This window comes from Sulfurospirillum arsenophilum NBRC 109478, from assembly GCF_000813345.1.
GTDB lineage: Bacteria > Campylobacterota > Campylobacteria > Campylobacterales > Sulfurospirillaceae > Sulfurospirillum > Sulfurospirillum arsenophilum.
The window spans coordinates 131067-146445 of the sequence record NZ_BBQF01000003.1; the positions used below are offsets into that span (position 1 = coordinate 131067).

Genomic DNA, 15379 nt, shown 5'->3' on the forward strand with positions numbered 1-15379 from the left:
TTTAGAAACTCTATTCCACAAAGCTTTAACAACAAAGACAAAGCATGAACTAACTATTTATTTTAGGGTGGATTAAATATTGAGTGAAAACCCTATTTTAGGTACTTGAAGCATTCTTCAAAGCTAGAAGCTACCACACTATGCGAAAACATAAGATTGTGCGTAAGCCCAAAGTCTTCGATAGCCATACCTGAGGCGTCACAATTGGTATCACCCAAATTTAGAATAGATTGGGTTTTCTCTTTGAGGGGGCGAAGATCAGTAGAATAGGCTAAAACATGTTTGCCTAATCCTTGTGCAAAACCTACTTCCCAAACCGTGCCACTGTCGGGTTCAGGACCTCGAAAGGGCGAAAGATTGGCAATGACGATGTCACATTCGTGAATCATGGCTTGATTTGCAAGACGAATCGCAGTTGCGATCTCTTTGAGATTGCTCCCCTCAATAGTATTGTCAAGTGGAAAAAGCCCTTCGTAACCATACTTTGTACAGAGAAGCTTATGAGCATTGCCAACTTCAAGCGCATTGGGTAAAAAGACTTCAGGACCAGCAAGATAGATTTTTTGCATGAAAGATTTCCTTGAATAAGAAGCAATCGTAAAAATATTGAGATTGTAACATAGAAGAAGTGTTAAATTTTTTAGAAGGAAAATAAAAGAGTGGTGCTGATAAAGAGACTCGAACTCCCATGCCTCTCGGTACCAGATCCTAAGTCCGTATAAATCTTTTTATATGGTGTTATATTTTGTTCTATTCTCTCTTATTTTAGGGATTCTCATAAAAGTAGACATGATGCGTTTTTATATGGTTTCATCTCTTATACCGTACCCAAAACGTACCCAAATACTTTCTATCCATCATGAAATACCATAAGTATGTAGCACAAAAAAGTTACTTTTAACTAATAAATTTAATCTTAAAAATAATTATTACATTAATGTTACGTTAGATTGTTAATATTCGTTTGCAAAAAAATTAAATCTAAAATTTAATAATTTAATGCATTTATGGGTTGTTCATTGTGAGCAAGAAAACGTTATGAAAGGGGACTTTATGGAGTTTTTAGAACTAACACTTCTAATTATCAGTGCTTTCACGATCTGGAAAAAACCGGAAAAAGAGGCAAGGGCATTTAAGTTATTAGTTGGGGTATTTGTAGTGGTTGCATTTATATTTTTTGCAATTGATTTACAATTTTTCATATTACCTCCAATCAATTTATAAAAGGAAATTAATATGGAAAAAAAAACGAAATTTTACACATTAATATCCCTAGCCATTTTAGGGATTATTGTTTTTCCCGTTGGAATTGCAAATATTATTTTAGGGTATATGTTAGGTGATTCTCCTTGTACGAGTTGTTGGTCGTTAAGAATTACTATGATTATTATTGCGACTGCGGCACTGTTCATTGTAAGATATGGATTAAGGCTTAAATATGTGGGAGTTATCTTAATAGCGGCAGCATATGGATTATGGAACGCATTTTGGCATTTAGGGTTTTATGGACAATTAGATATGGGGCAAGGACAAGCCTTAATGATCTTCAATCTACATACACAGTTATGGGCCGGTGTTGTTATGTGGTCTGTCATTTTATTCTTTGCACTTATTTTGTTATTTGCGGCTCCATCAAATAAAGAGTTAGTCGATGAGATGCAAAATAATAATTATCGAAAATTAACAAAAATTAACAATCTTGCATTTATCGTTTTTCTAGGTATTGTGTCTTCAAATGCATTTCAAGCATTTATTTTAGTTGGTCCACCACCATTTACAGCACCCGATACACCAGCAAGATTTACGTTAAATCCAAAATACATTTCATGGCAAACTGGTTTAACCAAGCTCTTTTCAGATCCTTCGTGGAGAGGTCCTATGGGTGTGAGTGATCCTGATTTATCTACCAAACCAACGGATGTTATAACTTTTGATAACAATTATGAAAATTCACCTTTAACGATCAACCATCATTTGCAGATTGCTTCTCAAAAAGAGATAGCATTAGATGTTAACGGTCCAATTAGCTCCATAAGATTTGATGCACAAAATAATCGTTTTGCATTTACAACAGAGAAATGGGGGCTATATTTAGCAAATAAAAGCTTGACAACAATTGAAAAACATTTTGTTTTAGATCCACTCTATTTCCCAGTTATTCTAAATTTTATCGGTGTTGATTTTATAGAAGATGAAATTAAAGTTATGGGATATAACAAAGCATATATTAGAGTAAAATCAGATGATAATGCAGATGAAATTGTAGGATTTCCTGATTTTCATGAAGGTGCAAATCAATTTACAAAAGTTAAAAGAACGATGTTTCAAACGGTTAGATCCAAAACACGTTACATCGAAAGTTTTGCTGTAGATAAAAAATACAGTTATGCTGTTACGGTACCAGATAATTTACAACAAGATTTGGTCTTGATTAAACAATCAAATGCAGATGAACTATTATCGGCAGAAGTCATACCTGAAATTGGTGCAACTGTTGAATTGAAAGATGGTCGGACAATTGGAGAACTCTATATAACAGCTCTTAGTTACAAGGACGGTAAGCTCTACGCAGCAAGTAAAAACTTCAATACGATTATTGTCATTGACGTTGCTACTGATGAAATCATCGATACTTATGCATTTCCAAAAGAAATTACAAATATTAGAGGATTGGACTTTATCAATAATCAAATGTGCGTAGTAAGTTATCAAAAAAATAAAAACATAGTGTATTACTTAAAATAAAAGAGGTGATAGCGCTAAAACATAATGCTTTAGCGCTATTTGGCGTAGTACAAAATGATAACAAAGGAGAAGTCTTTGCAAGTAGAACAAAAAGACTTAAGTATAAGTCGTAGGAATTTTTTAAAAAGCAGTAGCTTGAGTTTGGCCGGCATTCAGCTTTTCGGTATGACGCAAATTCATGCAGATGATGTTTTATTTAGCCCTAAAAAAGCACAAGGTAACTTTGAGCTTCATCATGTTACATGTCCTAGAAATTGTAGGGATGCATGTGCTTTAATCGCTGAAGTCAAAAATGGTGTCATGGTCGATATTAAAGGTGATTCTGCTCATCCTTTAACACAAGGAACAGCCTGTGTAAAAGGACATGCTTATAGAGAGTATTTATATGCTCCCGATAGAATTTTATACCCAATGAAAAGGGCAGGGAAAAAAGGTGAAGGGAAATGGGAACGCATCAGTTGGGATGAAGCCTTTGCTCTTACAGCTGAAAAATTTCAGCATATTATAAAAAACTATGGCGGTGAGGCCATTGCTGAGTTTGTATATTCTGGTAATGAGGGGTTTATCAGCAAAAAAATCGCCCCAGGAAATTTCTTTGAAAAAGTTGGTGCAACACGTTTGATTCGAAATCCATGCGACTGGCCACGATATGCAGGGACACCTAGTGTTATTGGTACCGATTTTTCAAAAGATGCACTTGAATTTGGTCTATCAGATATGTATATTACGTGGGGATCTAATGAAGCATACACAGCAGTGCATTGGGCAAAATTTGGACAAGATGTACGAAAAAGAGGTGGGAAATTAATTACTATTAATACCATCAGAACGCCAATGGCAAACCAATCGGATATGTTTATTCAGTTAAAGCCTTCGACAGATCCAGCATTTTGTTTAGGGGTATGTAAAGTTCTGATTGAAGAAAATTTATATAATAAAGAATTTGTTGCTAAATATACCATGGGTTTTGATGATCTAGTTAAAGAGACGCAAGAATATACACTTACCCAATTAGCTGATGTATGTGGTATTACCGTTGCAGAGATTCAAGTTTTTGCAAGAGAATATGCTAAGGCAAAAGCCCCTGCCATATCACATGGAGATGGCGGTCAAAGACACTTTAATGGTGCCCGATTGGTACGTGCTGTAACATTCTTACCTGTTCTAATCGGTGCTTTAACAAAACCAGGGGCAGGTCTTTTTTGGGCATATACGTATTTGGAACCCTGTTATGATATGGTAAAAGTTATGCCTACAGACCTTTCACCAAAAGACAGTAATGGCAAAAAAATAAAAAGGCAAACTGCAAATTATGTTCAATTTGGCCGAGCATTAAGAACAGATAACCCTACAAGTTTAGACACAGATTCTCAATCCTATAAAGAGGTCAAGTTAAAAACTGTTCTCAGGGCAGTAGTTAATTATAATACAAATTTGATGGTTACTGCTCCGAACACATCTTTAATTAAAAAAAGATTACTTGATGAAGATTTATTTCTGGTTGTTTTGGACCCATTTTACACAGATACTGTAGATTATGCTGATATCGTTATGCCTGCTACAACATTCTTGGAGTCCGAAGATATTCAAAGCGATCAATGTTCAGGATTTGTAAGTTATAACGCTGCCGCAGCAAAACCTGTCGGCGAAAGCAAAACAAATTTAGAAATTTTTAATGGTTTAGCAAAAGCAATGGGATATCAAGAGGAATGTTTTTCTTGGACGGCAGAGGAAATTTTACGAATGATGTTAGATACAGGCTTCAATAAAAAGCAAGGAATTACATATGAAAAATTGAAGGTTAAAGGATGGATTAAACCTGATAGAACACATGAAACAGTTAAAGATTATTACCCATACTATCCATATAATGAGCCAAATAATTTAATCTTTAAAACAGATTCTGGCAAATGTGAACTTTATTCTAAACAATTCAAAGAAGCTGGATTTCATCCTGTCATTGATCTTGGTACTGATGAAAGTTATTATAAAGAGCATAAAGACTTTGGAGAGAATTATTTAAAACAATATCCATTATATTTTATGACTCCAGGGACTCAACTTGTCAATAACTCAAACTGGGGGAATATTAAATATATTAGCCGACGTGTAATTTATGATGGTCATGCAGAGTTATTTATGACAAAGAAAGATGCGGATGCTCGAGCTATTAAAGAAGGTAGTGTCGTTATAGCTACTAATGAGTTAGGTAAAGCGTATTTTAGGGTAAGAATTATCTCTCAAATGAAACCGGGCATTGTGTATGCTTGGAATAATATCTGGTTAAAAACAACTAGAACAAAAACCGGTAGTAATACGTTGTGCAGTGATGGAATTAGTGATATGGGACAAGGTTCTGTATATACAGCGACTTATATTGAAGTGAAAAAAGTACAGGAGGGACATGAAAATGCCTAAGAGTCAAAAAGGATTTTTATTCGATCAAAATTTTTGTATTGGTTGTAAAGCGTGTGAAGTGGCATGTCAAGTATATCATCAGCAAGAAGACATGATTGATTGGAGGCATGTAGATACATTTCTTATTCGTGAAAACAATATGGAAAAAGAGGTCTATCTATCACAAGCTTGCCATCATTGTCAAGAGCCTGCATGTATGAGCGTTTGTCCAACAAATGCTTATACTAAAAGGGATGATGGTATCGTAATATTAGATCGTGACAAATGTATCGGTTGTGGTTACTGTATGGAATCTTGCCAATATGGGGCAATTACTCTTCAAGGGAACGATAAAAAAGCACAAAAGTGTAATATGTGTGCTGAGAAGCAAGATATTGGAGAGTTACCTGCATGTATTGCTGGATGTCCTGTAAAAGCTTTAAGGTTAGTAGATATAGTTGTTGCAGACGAGGCAGGCATGGTAAAAAGTGCCGTTGGTTTTAAACAATCAAGCCTTAAACCATCAATTAGGTTTTATCCAAAATTTAGAAGTGCGACTTTTCTCGGATAAAGCCGAGTATTCAAAAGTATATTTTAGAGTAAATTTATCTTAGGAGAAATTTTATGAGCAATACAGTTAAAGCTTATCACCCTTTAGAGATGTCATTTCATAAAAACATGTTGCGATTTGTGATATTACTGATTATTAGTGGGTTGCCTTTTTTTTCAAAAATGTTTAGTTTTATTGCTTATGGGGTAGGATATCCCATAAGTGAGTTTCTCGGAAACGGGCAGCCTCTTTCTTCAGGGTTAGCTTTTTTAAGAGTCATTCATTGGAGTAGCGGATTTTTGTTAGCAGTGATTTCGGTTGTATTTTTATTTGCGATGCTTTCAAAAATTAATCGACTTAGTATTTGGCCAGATGTATGGGGTGTTGATGCGATTTTTGATGGTATTAAGCAAATGCGATTGCATTATCTTGAAAAAAAGTCAGGAAATTTTGGAAAAATGAATCTGGGTCAAAAAGCGAGTGCTTGGGTGATGTTTTTCACTATGGTTTTGCTTATTATTTCGGGTGTTTTATTAGTACTCAGAAATATTGACGGAAGTTTCTTGCCTAGCGATATTTCTCTTTTTCTAAGGAACATACATACGGTTAGTTTTATTGTGTTATTTTGTGTTTTAATGGTTCATGTCTTTTTTGCACTTTTACCTTCTAATATTCATGCATACAAAGCCATGTTCCAAACCGGTGAAATGGATAGAGAGTATGTAAAAGAACATCATCCTTTGTGGTACAATAAACTAAAGTAGAGAATTTTCATTGAAAAATTTAGAATTCAAATATCATTTTGATATGGCGAACATCTACGATCTATTAAGAGATGTGTTTTTTAATCAGTGGACGCACGATAGTATTCAGAGTATGTTACAAAAAACAAAATTGTTACATGCAACATTTGGAAAGTCGGCGTTTATCAATAAGTTACAAAGTCTAGAGAGTGAAAAATTAGACTTTGCACGATGGGAGTATAATAGACTTTTCATCGGCCCAAGAAAGCCTTTAGCCCCTCCTTTTGAATCAGTGTATCGTTCGGATAAGAAGCTTCAGATGCAGCATTTTGCATTTGAAGTTAGGGAGTATTATGCACAAGTTGGGCTCGAAGTTGAGTTGAAAAATCAGTTCCCAGATGATTTTATTGGGTTTGAATTTCAGTATCTTTTTTATATTTCACGTTTGATTGTCGAAGCTTTAAGCGAAGGAAAAGATGATGAGAAAAAGGAACTTTTAATTATCAAACAAGAGTTCTTGAAAAATCATCCAAATCAATGGATGAACAAATTTTGCAATGACATCTTAACGGAAAGTAAGGAAGAAATATGGAAAAATCTTGCAGAATTGATTATTGAAGTTTTACATAAAGAAGATGAGATGAATCGTAAATATTTTATATTTTGATTTATTATGAAGAGGCATTTTTGAATATATGAATTATGATTATTTCAATGCCTCTTCAACAGCGCTTTAAAGGAAAATAACGATTTGAGAATATTATTATTAGAAGACGATTATAGCTATCGCCTAAGTATAAAAGAATTCCTTGAATCTTTTTCATTTGAGGTTCATGATTTCGAAAATGGGGAAGATGCATTAGAAGCAGTTTTAAATGATGTCTATGATTTACTGCTTCTTGATATTCGAGTGCCAAAAATTTCTGGTTATGAAGTCGTTAAAATAACCAGAGAACAAGAGATAGATATCCCTATTATTTTAATTACTTCCCTCACTGACGTGGATGATTTAAGTACTGGTTATGATCTTGGATGCAACGACTACATTAGAAAGCCTTTTGCACTCAAAGAGTTGAAATATAGAATTAATCAAGCCATTAATACATTTCAGTATAAAACCCAAAAAAATAAAATCTCTCTACAGTACGAGTTTGTCTTTCATCTCGATACGTATGAGCTTTTCAAAAATAATCGTTGTATTAAATTGACTTCTTTAGAGCAAAAAATTATTTCTTTTTTGGTTCAAAGAGTAGGGATATTTGTTAATCTTAATGAAATTATTAGTTCGCTTTGGGATGGAGAACTCATTACGGATGCAGATTTAAGAATGCATATTAAACGTATTCGGGATAAAACAGATAAAAATCTTATTTTAAATTCACGCGGGTTAGGTTATAAGATTGAAAAAATTTAACGTTTCTATTGTTACATATTCATTAGTGTTATCTTTTTGCATTACTTCTGTCCTTTTTGCCTTATCATACTTTTATATTCACGAACTTCACATTGCATTTGAAACACAAGAAAAGTATCAGACTTTAAACTATGTCAATAAAATTACCAAACAAAAAAGAACTATAAACGAATTTAAAGAATATCTATTTGGTACGTTAGAATCCTTTGTGTATAAGATTGCTCTCATTAGCAAAAATGGAGAAATCTTATATAGCACGTTTGAAAATATTCCTAAAATAGAACCTTTAAAGACAATGGATATTATAGATAATAAAATGATCTATTATGAGAGCAGTGATTTTTTAGAAGTAGGTACGTCTATAATCATTGTAGAAAAAGAATTGGATTATTTTGAAGTTAATAGAAAAGTGACCATTCTTCTAGTATTGATAGCTTGTTTTTTTCTCATATGTACTTTTTTTCTTTATATTCATACAAACAAAATACATAATCTAATTAATAAAAATTTAGAACGATTTTTAAAAGATGCAATACACGAAATACGAACGCCTCTTGGAGTGATTCAAATCAATTTAGAATTTTTGGAAAGCAATTTAGAGGGTTCAATGCCCTTATTAAGAGCACAAGGCGCATTGCAAAATTTGATTTCTATTTATGAAGGAATAGAGTATTTTATTAAAGACACCAAAGTAACCTATAAAAAAGAGAAGATTGATTTTTCTTTTGCTTTGGCAAAACGAATAGAATTTTTTAAAATCTTAGCAGATATCAAAAAGCTCACAATTGCCAGTCGTATTGACAAAGATATCGTGATAGAAGCTAATGTGATTGAAATACAGCGATTGATTGATAACAACCTCTCAAATGCCATTAAATATGCACGTGTAGGGACTATGATTGATATCGTTTTGGAATCTCATCCTAACGTTGGAAAATTAATTTTTTCAAATTACGGAGAGCAAATTATAGATGTAAATAAAATATTTCAACGTTATTTTCGAGGAGATAATATTCGAGGAGGCTTTGGTTTGGGGTTAAACATTGTAAAGAATATATGTGAAAAGTATAAAATTACGATTCATGTAGACTCTCAAGATAATGGCTATACGACATTTATGTATGAAATTCCAAGAAAATATTTTTATAGGAAGCCTTAAAATGTTAATACGATACTTTATCATGTTCTTAATACTAACGATAAGTCTTTTTGCAAGTATCAATTTAAAATTGACTGATGAAGAAAAAGAATGGCTTGCACAACATCCTTCCATTACGATTGGTATTGATAAAAATTATGCACCTTTTGAGTTTCAAGACAAAGATGGAGTATTCAAAGGTATTGCAATTGATTATTTAAAAGAGATTGAGCAAATGCTTAATATTAAATTTAATATTATAACTGCAACAACATGGACGGAAGTTACAGATCTTGCAAAACATAAAACCGTCGATGTTTTATCCTGTGTCGCCAAAACAACTGAAAGAGCAAAGTATTTAACTTTCACGCAGCCTTATCTTTCGTTTCCGATGGCTATCGTCACCAATAAGTCCATAGGTTATATTGATGGATTAAAAGAACTCAATGGCAAAACTGTAGCAGTTGTTGAAGAATATATGGCTAACCAGCTTTTAGAAGAAAATTACAAAGATATTTTTTTAGTCAAAACTCAGAATTTAACGCAAGGCTTAGAACTTGTTTCTTCGGGTAAAACATTTGCTTACGTCGATAACTTGTCCCAGATACTTTATATACTTCAAAAAGAGAGTTTTCAAAATTTGGCTGTAGCTGGTATTACGGAGTATAAATTTGATTATGCGATGGGAATACGCAATGATATTCCTATTTTAAGAGATATTTTGCAAAAAAGTATTGTTGCCATTCCTGTAAATATAAAAGAAAAAATTTATTGTAAATGGTTTCCTCGAGTTTATAAGCAAGTCATCGATTATTCAACGGTTTGGAAAATATTGACATTAACAGGCATTGTCTTATTCGTGTTCGCGTATTGGTTGTATAGATTAAAACAAGAGATTAAAGCGAGAATTTCCATAGAAAAAAAATTAATACGAAATCAAGAATGGCTAAATTGTAGTTTAAATTCAGCCAATATTGGTGCATGGGATTGGAATATTATAAGTGGATATATAACTGGGAATGCAATTTTTACCAATTTGCTGGAGGTTCCAGAAGGTGAAATACCTTTGAAGATGGAGCGTTTTAAAAAAGAATTTGTACATCCAGAAGATTTGAAAATCTTGTTGCAACACCAAGAAGAGTGTTTCAGTCATATTGACGGGTTTAATACAATGCAGTTTCGAATCATTTCAAAGTACAATTCAGTCAAGCTGATAGAATCAAACAGCAAAGTGTTTCAGTACGATGAATACAATAATCCAATTCGAATTATAGGATTTATCAAAGAAATTATAAGAGAAAACAGGCAAACATAAATTAACGACAATGATTTTTTAATTGATTGGAAATGCGTGTAAATAATATTGTAATTGGCTGATAAATTTTGAAAATAAATTATAAGAAGAATTGATTATTTAAAACAGAACACCGTACCCTAGATTTTTTAACAGTAATAAAATGAAGTTGAGAAGTTTGTTTGAAAGTCCCTATTAAAGGGATGGTGCGGATAAAGAGACTCGAACTCCCATGCCTCTCGGCACCAGATCCTAAGTCTGGCGTGTCTACCAATTTCACCATATCCGCACACAACAGTAGTAAATTTTGCGAAGCTGAAGCTCCGTCTTAAAAGGTGGTACGCCCTACACGATTCGAACGTGTGACCTACGCCTTAGAAGGGCGTTGCTCTATCCAGCTGAGCTAAGAGCGCATCTTCTCGGTTTTAAGGTGGTGCGCTCGAAAGGAGTCGAACCTACAACCTACGGATCCGAAGTCCGTTGCTCTATCCAATTGAGCTACGAGCGCATAAAAACACTGCTCTTTGGTCTAATGGGGTGAGTGATGGGGATCGAACCCACGACCCTCAGAACCACAACCTGATGCTCTAACCGACTGAGCTACACCCACCATCATTTTCAAAATTATAACATGGTCGGGGCGAAAGGATTCGAACCTTCGACCCCCTGGTCCCAAACCAGGTGCGCTGACCAGACTGCGCTACGCCCCGACATTTAAAAAAACTTTAGGTTGGTCTTTTTAAGGCTGAAATTCTATCCAAAATCCAGCCTTTTGTCAAGGAAAAGTTTTTTAAGCTTTTGGGTTGAATTCGATAAGTCCTTCTGTTGGCGAACTTGCTGTTGCAAAAGGCTTCTTCGCAATTCTTCCAGCAAGGTAACTAGCACGTCCCGCAAGGACAGCATATTTCATCGCTTCTGCCATCAAGATAGGGTTTCTAGCTTGTGCAATGGCTGTATTGGTAAGTACACCATCAGCGCCAATTTCCATCGCAATAGCGGCATCACTAGCACAGCCAATACCTGCGTCGACGATGACAGGAATGTTAACCGCTTCTTTAATGAAAAGAACATTGTAACGGTTTTGAATGCCAAGACCACTTCCTATTGGTGACGCCAAAGGCATAACAGCAGCACTTCCAGCATTCTCAAGGCGCTTTGCCATAATAGGATCATCATTGGTGTAAGTCATGATGGTAAAGCCATCTCGTGCTAAAACTTCACATGCTTTGAGTGTTTCCATAACATCGGGATAGAGAGTTTTTGCGGTATCGCCGATAACTTCGAGTTTGATAAGATCAAGTCCTGTCGCTTCTCGAACCATGCGAAAAAGAGTGATAGCATCTTCGGCGGTTGTACAGCCTGCAGAGTTTGGAAGGAGTTTAATGTCAGTACCTTTGAAGTAATCCATGAGATTTTCTTCGTTGGAATTGGTAATGTTGACACGACGCACTGCAACGGTGATAAGCTTAGAACCACTCGCGAGCGTTGCATCTTTAGTCGTTTGAAAGTCTGGGTATTTACCGCTTCCTACGATCAAGCGACTTGCAAATTCAATATTGCCTACTTTGAGAATGTCATTCATTTTTAGTTCCTATTGAGTAAATTTTTAACAGTTTCGGGAAGGAGTTCATGTTCAAGTGCGTGAATTTTGGCTTCAAATGTTTCCAAATTCATACCTTCAACTTTCTCGAAACAGCGTTGTGCGATGATTTCACCGCCATCAAGCTCTTCGCTAACGTAGTGAACGCTGATGCCTGCGACTTTCATGGGTGAATCAAAGCTCTCTTTTATAGCATTGCCTCCCTTAAAAAGGGGAAGGAGTGAAGGATGTAAATTGATCGCTTTAACCTGTTTTGTGAAATAAGGGGTGAGAAAACGCATAAATCCAGCAAGCACGGTAAGCTCAGCTCCACTGTGATGGATAGCCTCTACAAGAGCTTCATCAAAGGCTTCACGGCTTCCATAGAGCGTATGATCGAGGATGAGAGGCTCTATGCCATAACTTCGTGATTTTTCGATTCCTGCTGCATTGGGACGATTGCAGATGGTGGTTGCAACTTCAATTTTACAGTGTTCAAATACTTTGTTGTGAAGAGCCGCAAGCAGTTTTTCTAAATTACTGCCCTCCCCACTAAATAAAATAGCAATTTTTTTTATAACCATTTAAGACCTTTACAAATATCAATCGGGGTAAGCGCAAAATTATTACATGTAAACTTTTGCGAGACAAGTGCATGCGCTAATGAGGCATGAATTGCCGCGTCTTTTGGGGTATATCCTTGGGCTAGAAGTGCTCCTATCATACCAGACATGACATCGCCACTGCCACCTTTTGCAAGGGAAGGCATGCCATAGGTGTTGATGAAAAGCTCGCCATTATGTGCGATGATGGTGTTCGCACCTTTGAGAACGAGTACGACATGGGGGAACGCGAGGCTAAAGCGTTTAGCGTGTTTGAAGCGGTTTTGCTGAATCATTTCGACGCTGATTTTTTCTTTACATATAAGCTCTAAAATCGCGCTAAATTCTTTGGGATGCGGGGTTAAAACCACAGGTTTTTTGGATGCAATAATCTGCGTGATAAGCGGATGATGCGACAATGATGCGTCAATAACCAGTGGCAGTGTGTTGGCGAGCAAAAGTGTTTTAAGTGCCACTTCATCAAATGGCATTTCAAGTCCCATACCTGCTACGATCACATTGGCATTTTTTGGCAGTGTTTCGCTGCTCATCAGATAAATGGGCAATTTTTTAGGTTTCTCGCCAAGAAGTGTGACAAGTCCTGCACCAAAGTGAAATGCTCCCATGCCCGCAAGGCGTGCCGCACCCTCTTTGGAACCTTGCACAATGGCAACATGCCCAAAAGTGCCTTTATTGGTGTTTTTCTTCATGCGAATGGGTAGTTTGAGATCGCTTTTGCGAAGTAGAAATGTTGTGCTAGGTATTTCATACTGATTTCGTGCTATGCCTAGATTTGCGATTTTAATTTTTCCAACAGCATCTTTAACGTTGTCATTGAGCAAACCCAGCTTTAAAGCCCCCATTGTAATGGTTTCATGGGCTTGGAAAACAACGGAATTGAGCGTTAAATCGCTGAGAATGCCACTGGGGATATCACAGGCTATTTTGTAGCCTTGTTTCGCATTGAGCGTTTCAAGCAGTTTACATGTAAACGCATCCAAAGGACGGTTAAGTCCTGCACCAAAGAGTGCATCGATGTAAATATCGGCATCGATGAGTTCATTTACTATGACAACACCCACTTTTTTGGCACGCGCTAATTGTAGTTTTGCAAGCTCTGATTTAAGCTCATATGGCAGATAGACACTCACATTGTAAGCACCATGCAGTATGCGTGCCGCGACAATGCCATCTGCTCCATTGTTTCCCATGCCACAGACGAAGAGAGCACTCTTTTTACATGTAAGCTTTTTTTTCACAGAGCGAGCCAGTGCAAGGCCTGCATGTTCCATTAAAATTTCAGGGGTTAAATCAAAATTTGCATAACAACGCTCATCCAAACTGCTTGTTTCTTCATAGACATACTGCATTGGTTTCTCCTAACGCTTACGGAAGCTTAGAGCTTCAAGAAGGTGTTCTTGCGCTATCTGCTCACTTTGTGCCAGATCGGCTATGGAGCGCGCGATGCGAAGCACTTTGTGGATGCTTCTTTGACTTAGTCCCAAACGATTGCGTGCCATCTCTAAACTTTCTTCAGCGCGCGTGTCCAGTGTGCAAAAACGCATCGTGTTATGCTCATCCAGCTTGCCATTGAGCTCGCCTTGACCGCGCTTTTTTTGCATGATAAATGCTTTTAGTACCTGCTCAAACATCTCCTGCGAGCTTAGACCTGATTCTTTTGAACTCTCTTCGTTCATCTGAATGTAAAGATCGATTCTGTCCATAATAGGCTCGGAGATATGGTTTTTATAGCGATTGATCTCCACTTCGCTACAACGGCACTCATGCGTTTGGCTAAAAAGATTACCACAAGGGCAAGGATTTTGTGCGGCGGCGAAAAGAAATTTGGTCGCGTAGCTTATTTTGGTATTGACTCGTGAGATGAGCACTCGATGATCTTCAAGTGGTTCTCGCAGGCTCTCTAAAACGGTTTTGGAAAAGTTGGGAAATTCGTCAAAAAACAGAACCCCGTTGTGGGCGAGTGCGATTTCGCCTGCACGGCTTTGTGAACTGCCTCCACCAAATATAGACGGACGAGAAGAAGTATGATGGGGCGAGCGAAAAGGTCTGAGAGGGTTTAGTTCAACATCTTCTTCTTGCAACGATTGGTAAGCGTTAGATTCAAGTATCTCTTCGATGCTTTGAGGTGGTAAAATGTAGCGAAGGCGCTTGATGCTCATGCTTTTGCCACACCCTGGACTTCCTTCCATCAGAAGGTTGTGCATGCCAGCAGCGGCGATGAGCATGGCGCGTTTGGCTCTGTGTTGTCCTAAAACATCGTTAAAATCAAGTGGAAATTGAGTGCTGTAAAAATAATGTTTGCCATCAATTTCCAAAGTGTTTTCACAAAAACTTTGCTCACGTGGAGGCATTGCTACATTAAAGCGTTTCTCTTTAAAAAAAAGCAGTGCGTCACTCAGAGTTTCAACGCCATAGACTTCAATATTGGGGATTTGCTGTACTTTAGAGAGAAGCTCACTGGGTACTAAAACACGAAGATTTTGAGCGTGAGCCACTAATGAAAGAATGATGGGAAAAATAGTGTTGGTTTTCTTGACTTTGCCATCAAGCCCCAGCTCGCCGAAGATGAAAAAATCGTTACATGTAAAGCGCTCTTTTTGAATGGCAATGAGTAAAGCAATGACCAAATCAAAGTGGCTACCCTCTTTTTTAAGATCGGAGGGGGAGAGATTAATTGTGATTTTTTGAGCAGGAAACTGGAAGTTGATGCTTGATAGGGCAGATTTTATACGCTCACGCGATTCTTGGATGGATTGGTCCGCCATACCTACGATGCTAAAGCCTGGTAAGGCTCGAACAAGTGTGGACTCTACATCGACCTCATAGGCTTTGTTACCGTAAAGTGTAGCGCATTTAGCGTGTTTGACCTTGGATAGAGCAATCGCTTCTTCCATGG

At 36.6% G+C, this 15379-nt stretch carries 14 protein-coding genes and 5 tRNA genes; 9 read left to right on the plus strand and 10 right to left on the minus strand.

The window, feature by feature from the left end:
- Window positions 1-92 precede the first annotated feature (92 nt).
- Window positions 93-569, minus strand: coding sequence for a nucleoside 2-deoxyribosyltransferase (locus SAR02S_RS08250; RefSeq protein ID WP_041958718.1), 477 nt, complete (start codon window positions 567-569; stop codon window positions 93-95).
- Between the two features lie 484 nt (window positions 570-1053).
- Here SAR02S_RS08250 and SAR02S_RS13440 point away from each other — a divergent pair, with 484 nt between their 5' ends.
- The 9 genes from SAR02S_RS13440 (at window position 1054) to SAR02S_RS08290 (ending at window position 10302) form a co-directional block, all read left to right on the plus strand.
- Window positions 1054-1224, plus strand: coding sequence for a dihydroneopterin aldolase (locus tag SAR02S_RS13440; protein ID WP_156961456.1), 171 nt, complete (start codon window positions 1054-1056; stop codon window positions 1222-1224).
- A 12-nt stretch (window positions 1225-1236) separates the two neighbouring features.
- Entirely contained in the window at window positions 1237-2745 is a 1509-nt protein-coding gene (locus SAR02S_RS08255) for a disulfide bond formation protein B (protein WP_041958720.1), read from the plus strand.
- Between the two features lie 75 nt (window positions 2746-2820).
- On the plus strand, window positions 2821-5163 hold the full coding sequence (locus tag SAR02S_RS08260; RefSeq protein WP_232294022.1) for a molybdopterin-containing oxidoreductase family protein: 2343 nt from the start codon (window positions 2821-2823) through the stop codon (window positions 5161-5163).
- On the plus strand, window positions 5150-5713 hold the full coding sequence (locus SAR02S_RS08265) for a 4Fe-4S dicluster domain-containing protein (protein ID WP_198133097.1): 564 nt from the start codon (window positions 5150-5152) through the stop codon (window positions 5711-5713). Before SAR02S_RS08260 ends, SAR02S_RS08265 begins: the two co-directional genes overlap by 14 nt.
- 53 nt (window positions 5714-5766) lie before the next feature.
- Entirely contained in the window at window positions 5767-6456 is a 690-nt protein-coding gene (locus SAR02S_RS08270; protein ID WP_041958722.1) for a cytochrome b/b6 domain-containing protein, read from the plus strand.
- A 10-nt stretch (window positions 6457-6466) separates the two neighbouring features.
- Complete coding sequence (locus SAR02S_RS08275) at window positions 6467-7102, plus strand: TorD/DmsD family molecular chaperone (RefSeq protein ID WP_041958724.1); 636 nt, start codon at window positions 6467-6469, stop codon at window positions 7100-7102.
- 84 nt (window positions 7103-7186) lie between these two features.
- A complete protein-coding gene (locus SAR02S_RS08280; protein ID WP_041958726.1) occupies window positions 7187-7849 on the plus strand; it encodes a response regulator transcription factor in 663 nt (220 codons plus the stop codon).
- A complete protein-coding gene (locus tag SAR02S_RS08285; protein WP_052433577.1) occupies window positions 7836-9008 on the plus strand; it encodes a sensor histidine kinase in 1173 nt (390 codons plus the stop codon). The genes SAR02S_RS08280 and SAR02S_RS08285 overlap by 14 nt, the downstream gene beginning before the upstream one ends.
- A gap of 70 nt (window positions 9009-9078) precedes the next feature.
- The gene (locus SAR02S_RS08290; protein ID WP_198133098.1) at window positions 9079-10302 is read left to right on the plus strand and encodes a transporter substrate-binding domain-containing protein; all 1224 of its coding nucleotides are present in this window, start codon (window positions 9079-9081) and stop codon (window positions 10300-10302) included.
- A gap of 183 nt (window positions 10303-10485) precedes the next feature.
- Here the strand turns inward: SAR02S_RS08290 and SAR02S_RS08295 are convergent.
- The 9 genes from SAR02S_RS08295 to SAR02S_RS08335 all read right to left on the minus strand — a co-directional run bounded on the left by SAR02S_RS08295 (window position 10486) and on the right by SAR02S_RS08335 (window position 15377).
- Window positions 10486-10570: transfer RNA gene (locus SAR02S_RS08295), tRNA-Leu, on the minus strand.
- Between the two features lie 47 nt (window positions 10571-10617).
- A tRNA-Arg gene (locus SAR02S_RS08300) sits at window positions 10618-10694 on the minus strand.
- Window positions 10695-10712: 18 nt separating this feature from the next.
- Window positions 10713-10789 (minus strand) — tRNA-Arg (locus SAR02S_RS08305).
- A gap of 25 nt (window positions 10790-10814) precedes the next feature.
- A tRNA-His gene (locus SAR02S_RS08310) sits at window positions 10815-10891 on the minus strand.
- Between the two features lie 22 nt (window positions 10892-10913).
- Window positions 10914-10991, minus strand: a tRNA-Pro gene (locus SAR02S_RS08315).
- Between the two features lie 80 nt (window positions 10992-11071).
- Complete coding sequence (locus SAR02S_RS08320) at window positions 11072-11863, minus strand: thiazole synthase (protein WP_041958728.1); 792 nt, start codon at window positions 11861-11863, stop codon at window positions 11072-11074.
- Between the two features lie 2 nt (window positions 11864-11865).
- Window positions 11866-12444: a phosphoribosylglycinamide formyltransferase gene (gene purN, locus SAR02S_RS08325; protein ID WP_041958730.1), complete on the minus strand. Its 579-nt coding sequence runs from the start codon at window positions 12442-12444 to the stop codon at window positions 11866-11868.
- Window positions 12435-13832: a bifunctional ADP-dependent NAD(P)H-hydrate dehydratase/NAD(P)H-hydrate epimerase gene (locus SAR02S_RS08330; protein WP_041958732.1), complete on the minus strand. Its 1398-nt coding sequence runs from the start codon at window positions 13830-13832 to the stop codon at window positions 12435-12437. The genes purN and SAR02S_RS08330 overlap by 10 nt, the downstream gene beginning before the upstream one ends.
- A gap of 9 nt (window positions 13833-13841) precedes the next feature.
- Window positions 13842-15377 (minus strand): YifB family Mg chelatase-like AAA ATPase, encoded by a 1536-nt coding sequence (locus tag SAR02S_RS08335; protein WP_041958734.1) that lies wholly within the window; start codon window positions 15375-15377, stop codon window positions 13842-13844.
- Between the last annotated feature and the right edge of the window lie 2 nt (window positions 15378-15379).